Source organism: Plantactinospora sp. KLBMP9567, assembly GCF_033446045.1.
In the GTDB taxonomy this organism is placed as follows: domain Bacteria; phylum Actinomycetota; class Actinomycetes; order Mycobacteriales; family Micromonosporaceae; genus Plantactinospora.
Window position 1 is genome coordinate 1 of sequence record NZ_JAWQRR010000026.1, and the last position, 19,056, is coordinate 19,056.

Annotated in this window: 14 protein-coding genes and 1 pseudogene; 5 read left to right on the forward strand and 10 right to left on the reverse strand. The window is 72.5% G+C overall.

The window, feature by feature from the left end; translation table 11 throughout:
- Positions 1-107: 107 nt before the first annotated feature.
- A complete protein-coding gene (locus tag R6Y94_RS20680) occupies positions 108-959 on the reverse strand; it encodes a TIGR00730 family Rossman fold protein (RefSeq protein ID WP_318397532.1) in 852 nt (283 codons plus the stop codon).
- 171 nt (positions 960-1,130) lie between these two features.
- On the opposite strand from R6Y94_RS20680, the gene R6Y94_RS20685 reads away from it, so the two are divergent.
- Positions 1,131-1,292: a hypothetical protein gene (locus R6Y94_RS20685; protein ID WP_318397533.1), complete on the forward strand. Its 162-nt coding sequence runs from the start codon at positions 1,131-1,133 to the stop codon at positions 1,290-1,292.
- 120 nt (positions 1,293-1,412) lie between these two features.
- Here the strand turns inward: R6Y94_RS20685 and dapE are convergent, their stop codons facing one another.
- A complete protein-coding gene (dapE, locus tag R6Y94_RS20690; RefSeq protein WP_318397534.1) occupies positions 1,413-2,486 on the reverse strand; it encodes a succinyl-diaminopimelate desuccinylase in 1,074 nt (357 codons plus the stop codon).
- Positions 2,487-2,602: 116 nt separating this feature from the next.
- Here dapE and dapD point away from each other — a divergent pair, with 116 nt between their 5' ends.
- Entirely contained in the window at positions 2,603-3,556 is a 954-nt protein-coding gene (dapD, locus tag R6Y94_RS20695; RefSeq protein ID WP_318397535.1) for a 2,3,4,5-tetrahydropyridine-2,6-dicarboxylate N-succinyltransferase, read from the forward strand.
- 16 nt (positions 3,557-3,572) lie between these two features.
- Positions 3,573-4,160, forward strand: coding sequence for a sugar O-acetyltransferase (locus R6Y94_RS20700; RefSeq protein WP_318397536.1), 588 nt, complete (start codon positions 3,573-3,575; stop codon positions 4,158-4,160).
- Positions 4,161-4,214: 54 nt separating this feature from the next.
- On the opposite strand, the gene R6Y94_RS20705 is transcribed toward R6Y94_RS20700, so the two are convergent.
- From R6Y94_RS20705 to fdxA, 7 genes and pseudogenes are all read right to left on the reverse strand, one after another.
- The gene (locus tag R6Y94_RS20705; RefSeq protein WP_318397537.1) at positions 4,215-7,364 is read right to left on the reverse strand and encodes a bifunctional diguanylate cyclase/phosphodiesterase; all 3,150 of its coding nucleotides are present in this window, start codon (positions 7,362-7,364) and stop codon (positions 4,215-4,217) included.
- A gap of 191 nt (positions 7,365-7,555) precedes the next feature.
- On the reverse strand, positions 7,556-8,203 hold the full coding sequence (locus R6Y94_RS20710) for a nucleoside/nucleotide kinase family protein (RefSeq protein ID WP_318397746.1): 648 nt from the start codon (positions 8,201-8,203) through the stop codon (positions 7,556-7,558).
- A 480-nt stretch (positions 8,204-8,683) separates the two neighbouring features.
- A pseudogene (locus R6Y94_RS20715) lies at positions 8,684-9,712 on the reverse strand (methionine--tRNA ligase); the annotation flags it as partial.
- A gap of 199 nt (positions 9,713-9,911) precedes the next feature.
- On the reverse strand, positions 9,912-10,571 hold the full coding sequence (locus R6Y94_RS20720) for an SIMPL domain-containing protein (RefSeq protein WP_318397538.1): 660 nt from the start codon (positions 10,569-10,571) through the stop codon (positions 9,912-9,914).
- 184 nt (positions 10,572-10,755) lie between these two features.
- Positions 10,756-14,280, reverse strand: coding sequence for a ThuA domain-containing protein (locus tag R6Y94_RS20725; RefSeq protein ID WP_318397539.1), 3,525 nt, complete (start codon positions 14,278-14,280; stop codon positions 10,756-10,758).
- Positions 14,281-14,542: 262 nt separating this feature from the next.
- Entirely contained in the window at positions 14,543-15,619 is a 1,077-nt protein-coding gene (gene dapC, locus R6Y94_RS20730) for a succinyldiaminopimelate transaminase (protein WP_318397747.1), read from the reverse strand.
- Between the two features lie 62 nt (positions 15,620-15,681).
- Entirely contained in the window at positions 15,682-16,005 is a 324-nt protein-coding gene (gene fdxA / locus R6Y94_RS20735; RefSeq protein ID WP_203864497.1) for a ferredoxin, read from the reverse strand.
- Positions 16,006-16,084: 79 nt separating this feature from the next.
- Between fdxA and R6Y94_RS20740 the strand changes: the two genes are divergently transcribed.
- The gene (locus R6Y94_RS20740; RefSeq protein ID WP_318397540.1) at positions 16,085-17,161 is read left to right on the forward strand and encodes a GNAT family N-acetyltransferase; all 1,077 of its coding nucleotides are present in this window, start codon (positions 16,085-16,087) and stop codon (positions 17,159-17,161) included.
- A gap of 21 nt (positions 17,162-17,182) precedes the next feature.
- On the opposite strand, the gene R6Y94_RS20745 is transcribed toward R6Y94_RS20740, so the two are convergent.
- Entirely contained in the window at positions 17,183-17,647 is a 465-nt protein-coding gene (locus tag R6Y94_RS20745; RefSeq protein WP_318397541.1) for a hypothetical protein, read from the reverse strand.
- Positions 17,648-17,782: 135 nt separating this feature from the next.
- Between R6Y94_RS20745 and R6Y94_RS20750 the strand changes: the two genes are divergently transcribed.
- Positions 17,783-18,976 carry a transposase gene (locus R6Y94_RS20750; RefSeq protein ID WP_318397542.1) on the forward strand — a complete coding sequence of 398 codons (1,194 nt, stop codon included), beginning with the start codon at positions 17,783-17,785 and terminating at the stop codon, positions 18,974-18,976.
- The last annotated feature ends 80 nt before the right edge of the window (positions 18,977-19,056 follow it).

The window sequence follows — 19,056 nt, forward strand, 5'->3', positions numbered from 1 at the left end:
GCGGGGAGGGGTGGGGTGGGGGGGGGGGGGGGGGGGCGGGGGCCCCCCCCGGGGGGGGGGGGGGGGGGGGCCCCCCCGCGCCGGGACGTGTCCGGGAGGTCGGTGGTTCAGCGGGAATCGCGCCGCCCGGCGGCCGACCGCTGGGCCGCCTCGGCCTGGGCGATCGCGGTCTCCTGGAGCGCCTCCTGCTCGGCCGCGAGCGCCACGTCCGCCTCCACGATGTGCCGGACGGCCGCGTTCACGTCGTCGGTGACGATGATCAGCTCAAGGTCAGCCAGGCCGATCTTGCCGTCGGCGGCGAGGGTGTCCCGGAGCCAGTCGAGCAGCCCGCTCCAGTACGCCGTACCCATCAGCACCACCGGGAACCGGGTGACCTTGCCGGTCTGCACGAGGGTCAGCGCCTCGAACAGCTCGTCCAGGGTGCCGAACCCGCCGGGCAGCACCACGAACGCCTGGGCGTACTTGACGAACATGGTCTTGCGGGCGAAGAAATACCGGAAGTCGATCGCCATGTCGACCCAGTCGTTGATGCCCTGCTCGAACGGCAGCTCGATGCCCAGCCCGACCGACAGCCCGCCCGCCTCGGTGGCGCCCCGGTTGGCGGCCTCCATCACACCCGGCCCACCGCCGGTGATCACCGCATAGCCGGCGGCGGCGAGCGCCGCGCCCAGTTCCTCGGCGAGTACGCACTCCGGGCTGTCCGGCTTGCTGCGGGCCGAGCCGAAGACGCTGACCGCCGGGGGCAGGTCGGCCAGGGTGTCGAAGCCCTCCACGAACTCGGAGAGAATGCGCAGCGCCCGCCAGGCGTCCTTGGTCTTCCAGTCGCCCCGGCTACGCGAGTCGAGCAGCCGCTGGTCGGCCGTACTCAACGGGATGGCCTCGCGACGCAGGGTGACCGCACCCCGATGCCGTTCCGGTCCCCGACCCCGGCCGCCGTTTCGCCCCTCGTTGTGGTTCATGGGGTCCACGGTAATCCGGTGGACCGCGACCGGGGTGGCGTGATCCGGTACGTCGCAGGACAAACATCCAGCGCCGACGCAACCGAACGGGGCTGGCGGGCGTCTTACAATCACAAAGGGGGAACGCGCGGCGCCCACACCACGGCCGCGCACCTTCGGGGGGCAACGGTGATGACCAGCGGGGAGATCATCCGACTTCGACGGCAGATGCAGCGCCGGATCCGGGCGGTGGTTGCGGAGCGCCGGATGGCGCGCAACGCCGCGCCGATCGGCGCCATCGACGATCCGGGTCCGGACCAGGAATCGCGTACGCAGCAACACGTCGACGGGTAGCCCGCCGGCCGAATATCACGGGGAAACCGGTGCCGGCCGGCGGCAAAGGGGCCACCGCCGGCCGGCACCGGGTCGAACCTCGACGCGACGCGGAAGCCAGTTGCGGCGCGACAGCGGAAGTCAGTGCGAGGCGAGCCAGCGGTGCAGGGTGGCCGCGCCGTCCCGGATCTTGCCGATCTCGACGTGCTCGTCCGGGGCGTGCGCCAGGTTGGGGTCGCCCGGCCCGAAGTTGAGCGCCGGGATGCCCAGTGCGGCGAACCGCGACACGTCCGTCCAGCCGAGCTTGCCGATCGGGTCCGCGCCCACCGCTGTCAGGAACTCCCGGGCCGGTGCCGCGGTCAGCCCGGGCAGCGCACCGGGCGCCGAGTCCGTCACCCGGACCTGGTAGCCGTCGAAGACCTCGCGTACGTGCGCCTCCGCCTGCTCCGCCGTCCGGTCCGGGGCGAACCGGTAGTTCACCTCCAGCTCGCAGAGGTCCGGTACCACGTTGCCGGCCACCCCGCCGCTGATCCGGACCGCGTTCATCCCCTCCCGGTACACGCAGCCGTCGATGGTGACCATCCGGGCCTGGTACGCCGCCAGCCGGTTGATCGCCCCGCCGATCCCGTGGATCGCGTTCACCCCGTTCCAGGAGCGGGCCGAGTGCGCCCGCCGGCCGGTGGCGCTGACGATCGCCCGCATGGTGCCCTGGCAGCCCGCCTCGACCACCCCGTGCGTCGGCTCCAGCAGCACCGCGAAGTCGGCGGTCAGCCACTCCGGATGCGCCTGCGCGACCAGGGTCAGCCCGTTGTAGCGGGACTCGATCTCCTCGGCCTCGTAGAAGAAGTAGGTCACGTCGTACCGGGGCTCGGGCACGCTCACCGCCAGGTGCAGCGCGTACGCCACCCCGGACTTCATGTCCGAGGTGCCGCAGCCGTAGATCAGGTCGCCCTGCACGCTGGACGGGAAGTTGTTGTTCAACGGCACGGTGTCCAGGTGCCCGGCCAGCACCACCCGCTGGGCCCGGCCCAGGTCCGTACGGGCCATGATCGTGTTGCTGTGTCGCGCCACGGTCAGGTGCGGGACGTTCCTGAGCACCTCCTCGACGCAGTCCGCGATCTCCTTCTCGTTGCGCGAGACGGACTCGATGTCGACCAGGGCGCGGGTCAACGCCACCGGATCGGCCAACACCTCGGGGGTGAGCGGGTTCTCCATGGTGGGAGACGGTACCGTCAAGGTCGTATCGGCGGGATGCGTCCAAGGCTCGGAAATGACGTTCCACACTCACGGCTGAGCCGAGGTCCCAGACGGATGACGAAGAGGTAGACCCGGTGACGACCGCACAGCCCGCCTGGGGGATCGGAGTGGCCACGCTCGCCGGAGACCAGGTGCTCGACACGTGGTATCCGACCGGCAAGCTCGGCCTCGGTTCGGCGCCGCCGGTTACGGGCGAGGACGGCGACGTACTCGACCTGCCGCCGGGTGCGGTCGGCGAGCGGGCGCTGCCCGGGCTGCGTACCGCCGTGGTGGTCACCGAGATCGGCTCGCTGGCCGACCCGATCAAGGACGCCGCCGACGGGTACCTCCGGTTGCACCTCCTCTCCCACCGCCTGGTCCGACCCAACGAGCTCAACCTCGACGGCATCTTCGGGGTGCTGGCCAACGTCGCCTGGACCTCGGCCGGCCCGTGCCCCCCGGAGCGGGTCGACGAGCTGCGGGTGCTGGAGCGGGCCGCCGGCCGGCACCTGGCGGTCTACGGGGTCGACAAGTTCCCCCGGATGACCGACTACGTGGTCCCGTCCGGGGTCCGGATCGCCGACGCCGACCGGGTACGCCTCGGCGCGCACCTGGCCAGCGGCACCACCGTGATGCACGAGGGCTTCTGCAACTTCAACGCCGGCACGCTCGGCGCCTCGATGGTGGAGGGCCGGATCGTCGCCGGGGTGGTGGTCGGGGACGGCTCCGACGTCGGTGCCGGCGCCTCGATCATGGGTACCCTCTCCGGCGGCGGCAAGGAGAAGGTCCGGATCGGCGAGCGGAGCCTGCTCGGCGCCAACGCCGGGATCGGGATCTCGCTCGGCGACGACTGCGTGGTCGAGGCGGGCTGCTACATCACGGCCGGCTCCAAGGTGACCCTGCCGGACGGCCGGGTGGTCAAGGCCCGCGAGCTGTCCGGAGTCGACGGGCTGCTGTTCTGGCGCAACTCGGTGACCGGCGCCCTGGAGGCGAAGCCGCGGACCGGCCGGGGCATCGAGCTGAACGCCGCCCTGCACGCCAACGACTGAGCGGGCTGGTCCGGCAATGGGTTCCGGGACGGATCCGCGCTCGCAGCGGGAGCGGATGCTCGCCGGTGACCTCTACCGGGCCGACGACCCGGAGCTGGTCGCGCTGGCCCGCCGCGCCGCCCTGCTCGTGCAGCGCTACAACTCGACCGCCGCCGACCAGCCGGAACAGCACGAGGCGCTGCTGCGCGAGCTGCTCGGCGCGGTCGGCGACCGGGTGGCGGTCCGGCCGCCGTTCTACTGCGACTACGGCAGCCAGATCCGGATCGGCGACCGGTCGTTCCTGAACTTCAACGCCGTACTGCTGGACGTCGCCGCGATCGAGATCGGTGCCGACGTGCAGGTCGGGCCGAACGTGCAACTGCTGACTCCGCACCACCCGCTCGATCCGGAGCAGCGCCGGGCCGGCTGGGAGGCGGCCCGGCCGATCACCATCGGTGACAACGTCTGGCTCGGCGGCGGGGTGATCGTGCTCGGCGGGGTCACCATCGGCCCGGACACCGTGGTCGGCGCCGGCAGCGTGGTCACCCGGGACCTGCCGGCCGGCGTACTGGCCGTGGGCAACCCGGCCCAGGTCCGGCGCCTGCTCACCCCGTCGGGCGACTGAGCCGGTACCGCCGCCTCCGCCGGACAGCCCGGTCGGGGCGCGGTCCGGCCGACGTCACTCGGCGCAGGGTCGGGGCTTCGGCACCGTGCCGCTGCCGGGTGCGGGTGCGTCGCCGAGCCAGCGCAGCACGTCGCGGTCCTTCAGCGGGCGGGCGAAGAGGTAGCCCTGCCCGGAGGCGCAGCCCATGTCCAGCAGGATGGTCCGGACCGCCTCCGTCTCCACCCCCTCGGCGATGATGTCCAGGCCGAGGGTGCCGGCCAGCCGGATGATCCCCTCCACCAGCAGCCGCTGCCGCCGCGATGACGCCACGGTCTCGGTGAACGACCGGTCGATCTTGAGTACGTCGGCCGGCATCTGCTGGAGGTAGCTCAACGACGAGAAGCCGGTGCCGAAGTCGTCGATGGCGACCCGCAGGCCGAGAGAGCGCAGCTCGGACAGCTCGGCCCAGACCGGCTCCTGGTCCCGCAGCAGCAGGCTCTCGGTGATCTCCAGCATCACCCGGTCCGGCGGTACGTCGGCGGCGGCCAGCGCTGCGCGCACGGTGCCGACGAAGCCCGGGGTACGTAGCTGCCGGGCCGAGACGTTGATGCTCACGTACGGCGCAGCCGTCGCGCCCCGCTCGGCACGCCATCGGGCCACCGCACCGGCCGCCTGGCGCAGCACGTAGTCGCCGATCGGCTCGATCAGACCGGTCTCCTCGGCCAGCCCGATGAACAGCTCCGGCGGCACCGGCCCCCGGGCCGGATGGTGCCACCGGGCCAGCGCCTCGAAGCCGACCGCCGCCCCGGTCCGCATGTCGACGATCGGCTGGTAGTCGACCGAGAAGCTGAGCTTCTGCACCGCCTCGGTCAGCGCGGCCCGCAGCTCCAGCCGCTCCACGATCGCGGTGTGCAGCTCCGACTGGTAGCGGCACCAGCGCCCCTTGCCGGCCCCCTTGGCGACATAGAGCGCCAGGTCGGCGCGTTGCAGCAGCTCCCCCGCGTCGCTGGCGTCGGCGGTGGTGGCCACCCCGACGCTGACCGACCCGTTGACCACGGTGTCGCCGACCTCCAGCGGTTCGGCGAGCGCCCGGACCAGGTGGTCGGCGACCTGCTCGACCTGCTCCGGATCGTCCGCGTCCGGGATGAGTACGGCGAACTCGTCACCGCCGAGCCGGGCCACCAGGTCGTTCGGCCCGACGATCTCCCGCAGCCGCTCCCCGGCGGCGATCAGCAGCGCGTCCCCGATCGCGTGCCCGTGCGTGTCGTTGACCGCGGTGAACTCGTCGAGGTCGATGGAGAGGGTGCCGACGGTACGGTCACCGTCCCGGGCCTTCTCCACCGCCTCGTACACCTGGTCCTGGTAGGAGGCCCGGTTGGCCAGCCCGGTCAGCGCGTCGTGCACCGACCGGTGGGTCAGCTCCTGCTCCAGCCGGACCCGCTCGGTGATGTCCCGCAGCGTCAGCACGAAGCCGCGTACGGTCCGGTCCCGGCGCAGGTCCCGACAGGTCACTTCGAGCTGCACCCGCTGGCCGTCAGGCCGCCGTACGCTCCAGCCGACCCCTCGGCGGTCCGATTCGGCGAGCGCCGTGTCCAGCAGGGCGGGGACCGAGAGCTGGTCCTCGGGGGAGAGCACGGTGCCCAGGTCGGCGCAGTCGGCCGGCTCGACCCCGAGCACGGTCCGCAGCGACGGGCTGGCGTACCGGACCCGGTGGTCGTCGTCGACGATCAGAATCACGTCGGCCGCGTTCTGCACCAGGCTGCGGAAGTACGCCTCGCTGTCCCGGCGGTTGATCTCCTGGGCCAGGCTGATCCGTTCCAGCGCCATCGCCGCCTGCGCGGCCAGTACCTCCAGCGAGTCCCGCAGCGCCGGCAGCAGCCGGCTGTCGGTGGCCACCAGCAGCGCACCGACCCGGGGTGCGCCGCTGGCCCCGCCGTCGACCCGACCGTCACCGACCAGCGGGCAGAGCACGACGGTCTCGAAGCCGCGGAGCTGCTCGGCCAGCGCCGGTTGCAGGGTCCGGACCCGGAGCAGCCGGCTGCGCCGGGCAGCGGCGGCGGTCGGGGCCGGATAGAAGGGTGCCGGCGTGGCCATCCCCGGGCCCCAGATGCTCACCGTGGCCGCCGGCACCCCGTCCGCGTGGTTGATCGTGAAGACCATCCGGTACGAGGACTGCCGGGGGACCACCCGGGCCACCGCGGTCCGTACCGCCCGGCGCACCTCGGCGGTGTCGGTCGCGGCCACCAGTTCGGCGCCGGACTGCCGCAGGCTCCGCTCCCGGGTCACCGCCTGCCGGTGCCCGTCCACCGCGTCGCCGAGCCGGCTCAGCACCAGGGCGAAGACCACCCCGCCGACCACGGCGATCACCGCGCCGTCCCGGACGTCCCCGTTCACCACCTGCAAGAGCAGTATCGCCGGGGCGAGCGTCGCGGCGATGCCCAACAGGACCAGTCGGGTCTTGTCGATCTCGCTGTCCGGCGGTGCGGCCGGCTCGGTCAGCCTCGCCATCGACGGATGCAGCGCGGCGGCGCCCCAGGCGACGTAGAAGGCGAGCCAGCCCAGCTCGTTCAGGCCGCCCGGCTGCCAGTCACCGCGCAGCAGCGCGGCACCGTAGCCGATGTCGGAAACCAGCATCCCGGCCGCGCCCACGACCAGCAGCAATCCGGCGACACTGCCCCGCGAGGTGACCGCCACCCGTACGGCGGTGGCCAGCAGCAGCACGTCGAGCAACGCGTACGCGGCCAGCACCGACTGCGCGAACGTGCTCGGCCCCGGACCGACCAGGTAGGGCCGGATCACCAGTACCCAGAGCAGGAAGGCACCGGCGGTGGTGAAGATCAGGAAGTCGAGCAGTCCGGACCGGTCCCGGGCCCCGGTGGTGGAGCGGGTCAGCCCGAGCAGCCCGGCGCCGATCAGCGGCACCATCACCAGATAGAAGAGGTCGGAGACGAGCCCGGAGTCGGCCGGGGAGTCCCCGAGCGGCAGGTTCGCGGCGAGCAGGTAGACGGTGTCGCCGGCCGCGAAGACCCCGAGTGCCGCGGCAAAGAGCCACCAGGCGTACCCGCGCTCCGGCCGGTAGCGGCGGAGTCCGATGGCGACGGCCGCCATGCTGGTCAGCCCGAACGCGGCGGTCACCACCGGACGCGGCACCGGCAGGGCGAAGAAGCCGACCACCAGTACGGCGTTCACCCCGGCGTACCCGGCCAACAGCTTCCGAACTGACACGGCTCTCCTGCCGATCGTCGCTCCCCTGCCGATCGTCGCCGGCGGCTGCACACCCCTGGTCCAAACAGTGTCGCCGATCGGTCTACCAGTCCTCGATGCGCTTCGCCATCACCCCGCCGGGTAGTGGTACCGACCGATGGGCAGTGAGCAATCCGGGATCTGTGTCGACAGCTCGGAGTGGACCCGGGGCGTCAGGCCGGATTGGACGGTGCCATCCGGACGACGAGGTCGGCCCGGTCGACCGTGCCGGCGACAAGTTCGGCGTTGCGCTGGTCGGTACCCCGGGCCCGGGCCGCCGCCTCCAGCGGTTCCCGGCCGAACGCGATGTGCCGCTCGGTCAGCCGGTGCAGCCGCTCGGTCTCGTCGAGGTCGAGGAACCACGCCTCGTCGAGGAGTCCGCGTACCTCGCCCCAGGGCTGGTCGGGCACCAGCAGGTAGTTCCCCTCCACCACCACCAGCGGCACCGACGGCGGGACCGGGATCGCCCCGGCGACCGGTTCCTCCAGTTCCCGGCGGAACTCGGGCGCGTACACCGTCTCGGTACCGGCCCGCAGCCGGCGCAGCAGCGCGACGAACCCGCCCCCGTCAAAGGTGTCGGGCGCACCCTTGCGGGCGTGCCGGCCGAGCCGGTGCAGTTCGGCCTCGGCGAGGTGGAAGCCGTCCATCGGCACCAGCTCGGCGATGCCGTCCAGCGCCGTCACCAGTAGTCCGGCCAGGGTCGACTTGCCCGCCGCGGGCGCACCGGTGATGCCGAGCAGCCGGCGCGGCCCGGTCGAGGCCAGTACGCGGGCCCGGGCGACCAACTGGTCCAGGGTGTGGCGGAACGGTTCGGTGCGCACCGGGGAACTATCCCACCCCGCCGGCCGGCACCCGAACCCCTGCCGCGAGCCGGGGGAAGAGCGGCGCGGCCCGGGTGACCCGGCGTCCGCCCGGATAGCCGCCCCAGGCCAGGTCGTCGGGGACCCGCGGGGCGTACCCGTCGAGCCCGATCTGCCGCCAGATCCGCGCGGCGGTCTCCGGTACCGCCGGGGCGGCCAGTACGGCGACGATCCGCAGCGCCTCCAGCGCGTCCCCGAGTACCGTGGCCGCCTCGGGCGAGTCGGCCGGCAACCGCCACGCTGCGCCGACACCAGGTACGAATTGGTCGCCGCCACCAGCCGCCACGCGGCGGCCAGCGCGTCGGACGGCTGCCCCGCCGCCCAGCCCTCCGCGCTGGCTTCGGCGGCACGGGCGGCGGCCGGGGCGAGCCCGGAGCGCCGGCTCGGCGCCGGACCGGTCCCGGCACATCGGGACACCACCAGCGCGGAGACCCGGGAGAGCAGGTTGCCGAGCGTGTTGGCCAGGTCGGCGTTGTAGCGCGCCTCGACCGAGGCGGACGAGAACTCCCCGTCCGGGCCGACCGGGTTGTCCCGGAGCAGGTGGTAGCGGAGCCCCTCCGGGCCGAACCGGTCGAGCAGGTCGTCCAGGGCGACGGCCCGCTCCCCGGATTTCGCAATCTTGCTGCCGCGTTGCAGCAGGAAGCCGTGCACGGTGATCCGCTCCGGCAGCGGCAGGTCGGCGGCGAGCAGGATCGCCGGCCAGTAGATCGCGTGGAATCGCAGGATGTCCTTGCCGATGACGTGCCGGGCCGGCCACCAGCGGGAGAACTCCGGCGCCGGCCACCCGGCGGCGGTGAGATAGCTGCCGAGGGCGTCGAACCAGACGTACGTCACCTGGCTCGGGTCCCAGGGCAGCGGGATGCCCCAGTCCAGGTTGGCCCGGCTGATCGAGAAGTCGGTCAGTCCCCGGCGCAGCCAGCCGAGCGCCTCGTTGCGGCGGCTGGCCGGCCGGACCGCGTCCGGACACCGGTCGAACCACTCGGCCAGCGGCCGGGCGAACTCGGCGAGCCGGAAGAACCAGTTCTCCTCGCCGACCAGCTCGGTCGGCCGGCCGTGCACCGGGCAGACCGGCTCCGCCGTGTACGCCTCACAGCCGACGCAGTACCGCCCGTCGTACCGGCCGGGGCGGAGGTGACCCGCGTCGTGCACCCGGGTCAGCAGTGCGGTCACCGTCTCCCGGTGCCGGGCCGAGGTGGTCCGGACGAACTCGTCGTACCCGATGCCGAGCCGGTCCCAGGTGGCCCGGAACCGGCCGGCGGTGCGGTCGGCGAGCGTGACCGGCGCGATTCCGGCCTCCGACGCCGCCCGGCGCACCTTGGCGCCGTGCTCGTCGGTGCCGGTGACCAGCCGGACCGGCCGGCCGCAGAGCCGCTCCCAGCGCGCCAGCGCGTCGGCCAGCACCGTCGTGTACGCGTGCCCGACGTGCGGCAGGTCGTTGACGTAGTAGATCGGTGTGGTCAGGTAGGTCATGGCGCTCCTCCAGAGGTGCTCGGGAGGGGCCCGGCCACATGCGAAACGGGCCCCTCGAAGAATCGAGAGGCCCGTCGACGCGGGCGGTTGGCGCGCGCGACCTAGCTCCGGCCCCTCCGGGGCCGGCGCATGACTCGGGTACGGGTCGCGGCGGTCATTGCGGCAGGCTAGTCCGGCACGCCGCCGTCGCGCACCGGCATTATTCCGGTGCGAGTCGGGGCGGGGTGATGGCGAACCGGGCCTCGACGGTGGCGTGCACGGTCTGCACCTGCGGGTCGAGTTCGAGTTCCGGCGGCGCTCCGCCGGCCGCCCGGTAGCCCATGGTGTGCGCGGCCCGGGTCATCATCAGCGGCTGCGCGGTCAGACCGGCGTCGGAGAGGTGCAGCAGGGCGGTCACCTCGGCGCCGAGCGCGTCGGCGTACTCCCGGGCCCGGGCGACCGCCTCCGCGACGGCGGCCCGCCGCGCCTCCCGGTGCACCGGGCTGCCCGGCCGCAGCTCCCACCACGGGCCGGCGACGCTCGTCTGGTCCTGGTCGGCGAGCCGGAGCATCAGCTCGCCGAGCACCCCGAAGTCGGTCACCGTGACGACGGTGGTGGCGCTGCCGGCGTAGCCGGTCACCTTCTCGCCCGAGCGCTTCAGCTCGGGGCGGACCCACAGGTCGCCGGTCTCGCGGCGCTCGATGGCGTCGCCGTAGCCGTCGATCAGCGCCCGGACCGCCTCGGACCGCTCGGCCAGCCGGGACAGTGCCGTTGGGCGGTTTCTGTCCCGGGCGGCGACCGTCACCGGGAAGCGGGCGATCTCCGGCGGGACCTCCCGGACCACCTCGCCACGGACCAGTACGAAGGGTTGCTCCGTCATCCACCCACCCTAATGCGCCGTCCACCGACGTTCGCGACTCACGGCCGGTCGTCCGGCCGCCGGTATATGCCCGGCGAGCGTGATACCAGGGAGTCATCACGATGACTCCCTGGTATCACCGGCACAACGAAGTTGCCCACGCCGGCCGGCCGCCGACAATCACCTCGGCGTTCGGCTCGGTAACTCAGCTCGGATACGCCTCCAGTTCCCAGAGCGAGTAGCCGTAGCCGGTGCCCCGGGCGGTGCCGTTGATCCGCAGGTAGCGGCCGGAGGCGCCGAGCCCGGTGTGCTCGTCGGTGCCGCCGTCGCCGCCGGTCACCGACTTCACGGTCGTCCAGGCGTTGCCGTCGGCCGAGGTCTGGATCTGGTACGCGCTGCCGTACGCCGCCTCCCAGACCAGCTTCACCCGGCCGACCGACCGGACCGAGCCGAGGTCGACGGTGATCCACTGCGGGTCGGCGAACGCCGACGACCACCGGGTGGCCGGGTTGCCGTCCACCGCGGCCGAGGCGGGCACGTCCGCACCCTCCACGCTCGACGCGGTCGCCGGCCGGCTCAGCGCCAGGTTGCCGGTCGGCTCGGGGTCCGGCCCCGGCCCGCCGCCCTCGCCGAGCAGGGTGAACTCGTCGATGTCGTAGAGCCCGCCGCCGGTGCCCCGGAACACCAGGTACAGCTCGTGCGTGCCGGCCGGTGCGGTGATGCCGCCGGTGACGTCGCGGAACTCGCCGTAGCCGCCGGTGGCGGGGACCGTCGCCGAGCCGATCAGCTGGCCGGTCGGCGAGCCGATCCGGAACTCCAGGGTGTGCCCGCCCACGTTGGCGCCGACCCGGGCCGAGAACGACCGCACCCCGGTCAGGTTGTACGGGGTGAACGCGATCCAGTCCCCGTTGTCGATGTAGCCGACCGCCCGGCCGCCGTGCGCCTGGCCCGGGGCGCTGGTCTGCACGCCGTTGCTCGACGAGTAGTGCTCGGCCTGGCGTACCCGGGGTTGCAGGATGCTCTGCGCGTGCGTGGTCAGCGGCGCCTGCCCGCCCCCACCGTTGTCGGTGTATTCCGCGTCCAGGACGCCGAAGATGTTCGCCGAGACGTCGTGCTCGCCGTCGGCCAGCGTCCGCAACGTGCCGGTGCAGCCCTGCGCGCTGGTCAGCAGGTGTGCGTGCGCGTCGTGCCCGAGCAGGTAGCTGACCTTGACCCGGGAGCAGTCGACGGTGCCGTCCTGCGGGTCGGTGACCGCCACCCGGAACGGCACCGTGTCGCCGAAGGTGAAGGTCTGGCCGTTGCCCGGCAACTCCAGCCGGACCGTCGGGGCGGTGTTGCCGACCGTGATCACCACGCTGCCGGTGGCGGTCTTGCCGGTCGAGTCCCGGACGGTCAGCGTCGCGCTCCGGGTGCCGTTGGCGGGGTAGGTGAAGGTCGGGTTCGGTGCCGTGGAGTCGGTGCTGCCGTTGCCGTCGAAGTCCCAGGCGTAGCTGATCGGGTCGCCGTCCGGGTCGAGGGTGCCGGCCGAGGAGAAGCTGACGGTCAGCGGCGCCACCCCGGAGGTCGGGGTCGCCGCCACCACCGGCTTCGGGGCGCGGCCGCTGCGGGCGTACTCGATCCGGTACACCGCCGAGTTCTCGTCGCCGTTGAAGAACCCGGTGCCGTAGTCGAGCACGTAGAGCGCGCCGTCCGGGCCGAACTCCAGGTCCATCACCTGGGTACCGGACCATGGGAACGGATTGATCTTGAACGGCTTGCCCGCCTCGTCCAGCACGATGTTCCTGATCCAGCGCCGGCCGAACTCACCAGCGAAGAACGTGCCGTGGTAGTACTCCGGGAAGGCCACCTCGGAGGTCGAGTTCGGGTCGTACCGGTAGACCGGCCCGGCCATCGGCGACAGCCCACCGCCGGGGAACTCGGGCGGCTGCGACCCGGTGTACGGCAGCCAGGCCGGCACCGCCGCCGGCAGGTTACGGATTCCGGTGTTGTTCGGTGAGTCGTTGACCGGCCCGCCCGCGCAGTTGTACTTCGGCCCCGACGGACCGCTCGGGAAGGTGAACTCGTTGTACGCGTCGTTGTTGCCGGTGCAGTACGGCCAGCCGTAGAAGCCGGGCGCGGTGATCCGGGCGAACTCCACCTGCCCGGCCGGTCCCCGGTTCGGGTCGGCGGTACCGGCGTCCGGGCCGTAGTCGCCGAGGTAGACCGCCCCGGTCGCCTTGTCGACGCTCATCCGGAACGGGTTGCGGAAGCCCATCGCGTAGATCTCCGGCCGGGTGTTCGGGGTACCGGGCGCGAACATGTTCCCGGCCGGCACGGTGTAGCCGCCGCCCGCGCTCGGCCTGATCCGCAGCACCTTGCCGCGCAGGTCGTTGCTGTTCGCCGAGGTCCGCTGGGCGTCGAACGCCGGGTTACGACCGGACCGCTCGTCGATGGGGCTGAACCCGGCCGAGTCGAACGGGTTGGTGTCGTCGCCGGTGGAGAGATAGAGGTTTCCGGCGGCGTCGAAGTCGATGTCGCCGCCGACGTGGCAGCACATCCCCCGACTGGTCGGCACGTCCAGCACCAGTGTCTCGCTGGCCAGGTCGATGGTGTTGTCGGCCCGTACGGTGAACCGGGAGAGCCGGTTGACGCCGTTCCACGGCGCGAAGTCGGCCGGCGTACCGGTGGCCGGGGCGCCGCCGCCCGGGGTGTTCAACGGCGGCGCGTAGAAGAGGTACACCCAGCGGTTGGCGGCGAAGTCGGGGTCGGCTTTGATGCCCTGCAAGCCCTCCTCGTCCGAGGTGTAGACGGCGAGCCGGCCGGCGACCTTGGTGTTGCCGACCGCGTCGGTGTGCCGGATCGTGCCGTCCCGGGCGGTGTGCAGCACGCCCCGGTCCGGCAGCACGGTCAGGCTCATCGGCTCGCCGACCTCGGCCACTCCCCTGGCCAGGGTCACCTGCTGGAAGCTGCTCTCCACGGTGCCGCCGCAGACCCCGGGCTCGACCCCGGCCGCGCTGCGCAGCCCGCCGAGCAGGTGGGTCCGGAACAGCGGCTCGGCGAAGGATTCGTCGGTGTGCCCGCCGCCGGTGTACCAGGACCGCCCGCCGTCGTAGTTGTGGCACCAGGCGATCGGGTGGTCGTGCCCGTTGCCCCCGCCGGTGTACGTCGTCTCGTCCAGGGTGGCCAGCACGTGCACCTTGCCGCGCGGGTTGGTCCGGAAGTTGTACCACTCGTCGGTGCGGTTCCAGCGCAGCGGCAGCGTCCGGGTGGACGGGTGCACCCGGTCGGCGACCTTGAGGGTGGCCGGCTGCGGTGCCGGATGCGAGGCGAAGTACGCCCCGACCAGCCCGCCGTACCACGGCCAGTCGTACTCGGTGTCGGAGGCGGCGTGCACTCCGACGTACCCCCCGCCGGCCTGGATGTAGCGCTGGAAGGCGCCCTGTTGTGCGGTGTCGAGTACGTCCCCGGTGGTGGAGAGCCAGACCACCGCGTCGAACCGGGCCAGGTTGGCGTCGGTGAACGCCCCGGCGTCCTCGGTCGCCTCGACGGCGAAGTTGTTGGCCACGCCGAGTTGCTGGATGGCCGCGATGCCGGGGCCGATCGAGCCGTGCCGGAAGCCGGCGGTCTTGGAGAAGACCAGCACGGTGAAGGCGGGCGCGGCGCTCGCCACCGGCGGTGTCACCGCCACCCCGACGAGTACGAGAAGCAGGCTCAGCGCAGCGCCGAGCCATGATCGTTGAAATGTCCGCACGGACCGGTCCTCCCTGTCAGCGACCGGGCGGTCCGCCGTGCACGCCCTTGGTCCACGCCGTCGGTGACCACTTCGGGCCGGCGGCGCGAAAGATGTGCATACATCGTTGCGAGCGTGTTGCCACGACGTCAAGCGGGAACTGTGAAGTTTCCGAGAGCGCTCTCCACGACCGCCAACGCCACGGCCAGCCCGGCGACCAGCCGCGTCGGGCACGGGATCCGGGTCAGCCCGCCTCCTGCCGGCGACACCTGCCGGCTGTCGATCAGGAGAGCAGCCGGTCCGCGGCGGCGGCCACCCGCTCGTCCGTCGCGGTGAGCGCGACCCGGACGTGCCGGTTGCCGGTCGGCCCGTAGAACTCGCCGGGCGCGACCAGGATGCCCCGCCGGGCGAGCCAGTCCACCGTGGCCCAGCAGTCCTCGCCCCGGCTGGCCCACAGGTAGAGCCCGGCCGTGGAGTACGTGATCTCGAAACCGGCCTTGACCAGCGCGTCTCGCAGCACCTCGCGGCGGGCGGAGTATCGGATCCGCTGCTCGACCACGTGTGCCTCGTCGCCGAGCGCCGCGACCATCGCCGCCTGCACCGGAGCCGGCACGATCATCCCGGCGTGCTTCCGCACCGCCAGCAGGGTGCCGACGATGCTCCGGTCACCGGCGACGAAGCCGGCCCGGTAGCCCGCCAGGTTGGAACGCTTGGAGAGCGAGTGCACGGCCAGCAGGTTGGTGTGGTCGCCGCCGGAGACCGCCGGGTCGAGAATCGAGGTCGGCGTCTCCTCCCAGCCCAGCGAGAGGTAGCACTCGTCACTGGCGACCACGACGCCGCGTTCGCGGGCCCAGTCCACCACCTTGCGGAGATGTTCCGGCGGCAGGACCCGGCCGGTCGGGTTGGACGGCGAGTTGACCCAGAGCAGGCGTACCCGGGGATCGGGGCCGAGCGCGGTCAGGGCGTCGGCCCGGACCACCTCGGCGCCGGCCAGCCGCGCCCCGACCTCGTACGTCGGGTAGCAGACCCGCGGGATCACCACCACGTCGCCGGGACCGAGCCCGAGCAGGGTGGGCAGCCAGCCGACCAGCTCCTTCGAGCCGATGGTCGGCAGCACGCCGACCATCTCCGGGGCGGCCCCGCAGGACCGGGCCACCCATTCGGCGAGCGCGGCACGCAGCGCCGGCGAGCCGGCGGTCAGCGGATAGCCGGGCGCGTCCGAGGCCGCCGCCAGCGCGGCCCGGATCGCACCGGGCACCGGGTCGACCGGGGTACCCACGGAGAGGTCCACGATCCCGTCCGGGTGCCGCCCGGCCAGCGCCTTCGCCGGCTCGAGCAGGTCCCAGGGGAAGTCGGGCAGATTGCCGGTACGGCCGGAGCCTGCCCCGTCGGGCGTACGGCCGGCAACCGGTGTCGTGCCGCTCAGTGCTCACCTCGCGGCGGCTGCGCCGCGACGAAGGGAGTGTCCTTCTCGATCTTGCCGGTCTTGGAGGCTCCACCGGGCGAACCGAGGTCCTCGAAGAACTCGTAGTTGGCGGTGGTGTAGTCCTTCCACTGCTCCGGCACGTCGTCTTCGTAGAAGATCGCTTCCACCGGGCAGACCGGCTCGCACGCCCCGCAGTCCACGCACTCGTCCGGGTGGATGTAGAGCATCCGGTTGCCTTCGTAGATGCAGTCGACCGGGCACTCCTCGATGCACGCTTTGTCGAGCACATCCACGCACGGCTCGGCGATGATGTAGGTCACCGATCTTCTCCTCCGCAAGCCACGCCGCGATCGACCGCGACGGTAAGAGCCTAGTATGTCGCCGGGGAGGGGGTCGATCGTGCTCGGACGCCGCGATGTGGGACACCGGATCGTCGTTCGCCGGATTGTCGGAAATCAGAGCGGACGCACCCTGTTCAGCGACGCGCTCGGCGAGCTGGTCGACCTGACCGAGACCCATCTCACGCTGGCCACCGCGAACGGGCCGCTCCGGGTGCCGCTGCGCGAGGTGCACCGGGCCAAGCGGGTGCCGCCGGGCCGGCGCCCGAACGCGGCGGCGGTGGTCGAACTCGAACTCGCCTCGGACGAGGCCTGGCCGGCCCCGGTACGCGAACGGCTCGGCGACTGGCTGCTCCGTACCGCCGACGGCTGGTCCGGGCGGGCGAACACCGCGCTGCCGGTGGGTGACCCGGACCGGCCGCTCGACGAGGCGATCGACGCGGTGCAGCGCTGGTACGCCGCACGCGGCCGGCCGGCGATGGTCAACGTGCCGCTCCCGCTGGCCGCGCCGGTCGGGGCGGCGCTGGACGAGCGCGGCTGGTCGGCCCGGCCGCTGGTACTCGTGCAGACCGCGCCGCTGGCGACGATCCTGGACGCCATTCCGGCCCGGCCGGACCTGCCGGTGCCGAAGCTGGCCGGGACGCCCTCGCCGGAGTGGTTCGCCGTGGCCGCCGAGCGCAAGGCGAAACAGGGTCGGCAGTACGCCCGGCTCGACTCGGCCGCCACCGGCCCGCCCGGCGGGGCCGGGCGCTCCCCGGACCCCGGGGCTCCGGCCGGGCTGCCCGCCGCCGCCCGGCACATCCTCACCGCCGTGCGGCAGGTCCGCTTCGCCCACCTGTCCGCCACGCCGTCCGGGGAGCACACCGGCGGCGGGCCGGAGTTGATCGCGGTGGCCCGGGGCACGGTCACCGGCCAGCACCGCTGGCTCGGGTTGAGCCTGATCGAGGTGGTGCCGTCGGCCCGGCGGCAGGGGCTGGCCCAGCACCTGATCCGGGCGCTGGCGGAGTGGGCGGCCGGGCTCGGCGCCACCCGGGCGTTCCTCCAGGTCGAGGAGCACAACGAGGCCGCCGTCTCGCTCTACCGGCGGCTCGGCTTCACCACGCACCACACCTACCAGACCCGGGTCGCGCCGCACTGACCCGACCCGGGTGGCGGGAGGTCAGCGGCGTACGACCCGGCGGGGCTTGGACTGCTTGGCCTCGGCGTACCGCTTGAGCGACTGGGACCGGTAGTCCCAGCCGAACGCGGTGAGCAGCAGGTAGCCGACGAGTACGCCGCCGAGGGTGAAGCCGGCGTAGAGCCAGATCTGCGAGAAGAACGCCCCGGCCCCCGAGGCGAACGGGTGGCTGCCGCTGATGAACGGCCCGACGAAGATGGTCAGCACCATCGCGACCAGTACGGCGAGCGCCATCTCCCCGCCCCAGTCGGGTAGCGGACGGCGCTGCCCCCGGAGGAACGCGAGGGTCGCCAGGACCACCCCGATCGCGGCGAACATGCCCAGCGAGATCCGGTCCTGCATCTCGGTGTTGTCACCGAACCCGAACCGGGCCACCAGGCGGGCCACGATGTTGATCCCGAACAGCACGCCCGCGAGTACTCCGACCGGCAGCCAACGCTCCTTCATCAGGAGCCGCCCGAGAAACCCCTGGCTTCAGCCATGGGGAGGAAAGGGCGGTCAGGCATGGTGGTGGTTCTCGGCATTGGCGTCGACTCCTCTCTGTGGGCGGAACTGTCGGATGCGGCTGAGATGCTGCAAGGCGTGGACGAAACGGTGCGGTACACCTACCGGTTGCGCCCCGGCGCGACCGCGCAGGCCACACTCCTCGCCGAATGGGGACACTGCCGCTGGCTGTGGAACGAGGCCGTCCACCAGTACAAGACCGGGCGTAAACCCACCTTCGGCAAGCTGTCGAAGCTGCTGACCGAGGCACGGGCCCACTCGTCGTGGCTGCGGGACGGGTCCCAGGTCGCCCAGCAGCAGACGCTGCGCACCTACGCTCCCGCCCTCCAGCACTCCTTCAAGGTGAAGGGACGCGGCTGGCCCAGGGCCAAACGACTGAAGAACGCACTGCCCAGCCTCGAATACACCACACGTGGGTTCTCGATCCGCGACCAGCGGCTGCGGCTGCCCGGCGGCATCACCGTTCCCGTCGTCTGGTCCCGCGAACTGCCATCCGACCCGAGCAGTGTTCGGGTCTACCAGGACTCGCTCGGGCACTGGTACGCCTCGTTCGTCGTGCGCCGCGAGGCCGTGCCCGCGCCGGAGGTCGAGGGTGCGATCGGGGTCGGCTGGGGTGTCGCCACGACCGCGACGACCACCGACCCGGTCTACGACCTGCCACATCACGGTCACCGGAAACGGTGCTCCGCCGAACTCGCCAAGATGCAGCGCCGGATGGCCCGCCGCCGGCGATCGAAGGGGGCCCCGCCGTCGAACGGCTACCTGCGCGCCAAGCCGCAGGCGGCGAAGATCGCGAAGAAGGCGGCGCGGCAGAACACCCACCACGCCCGCGCCTGGGCGAAGAAGATCGTCGACAACCACGCCCTGATCGCCGTCGAGGACTTCAAGCCGACATTCCTGACCAAATCCCGCATGGCGCGCAAGGCCGCTGATGCGGCGATCGGGGCGGCGAAGCGGAAACTGGTCGACCGTGGCCGGCGGGCGGGCCGGAAGGTGGTGCTGGTACCGCCCGCCCACACCACGATGACCTGCTCGCAGTGCGGTACGAGAGCCAAGCACCGCCTCGGGCCGGGTGTCAGAGTCTTCCGGTGCGACACCTGCGGACACACCGCCTGCCGAGACCGGAACGCCGCGAGGACGATCCTCGCCACGGCAGAGCGTGGCCGTGTTGGTGCCGACGACGTGAGACATGCGATCACCTCCTTCCGGAAGGTCGGTCGGGTGCGGTCCGAGCCAGAAATCCCCCGGCTTCCAGCCGTGGGGAAGCGTTAACGCACGTCCTCTTGGCCTCCCCCCGCCTCCCTCGGGGCCCCGTCCGTGCGGGGCTTCTTGCCACAGAGTTCTACCACCCG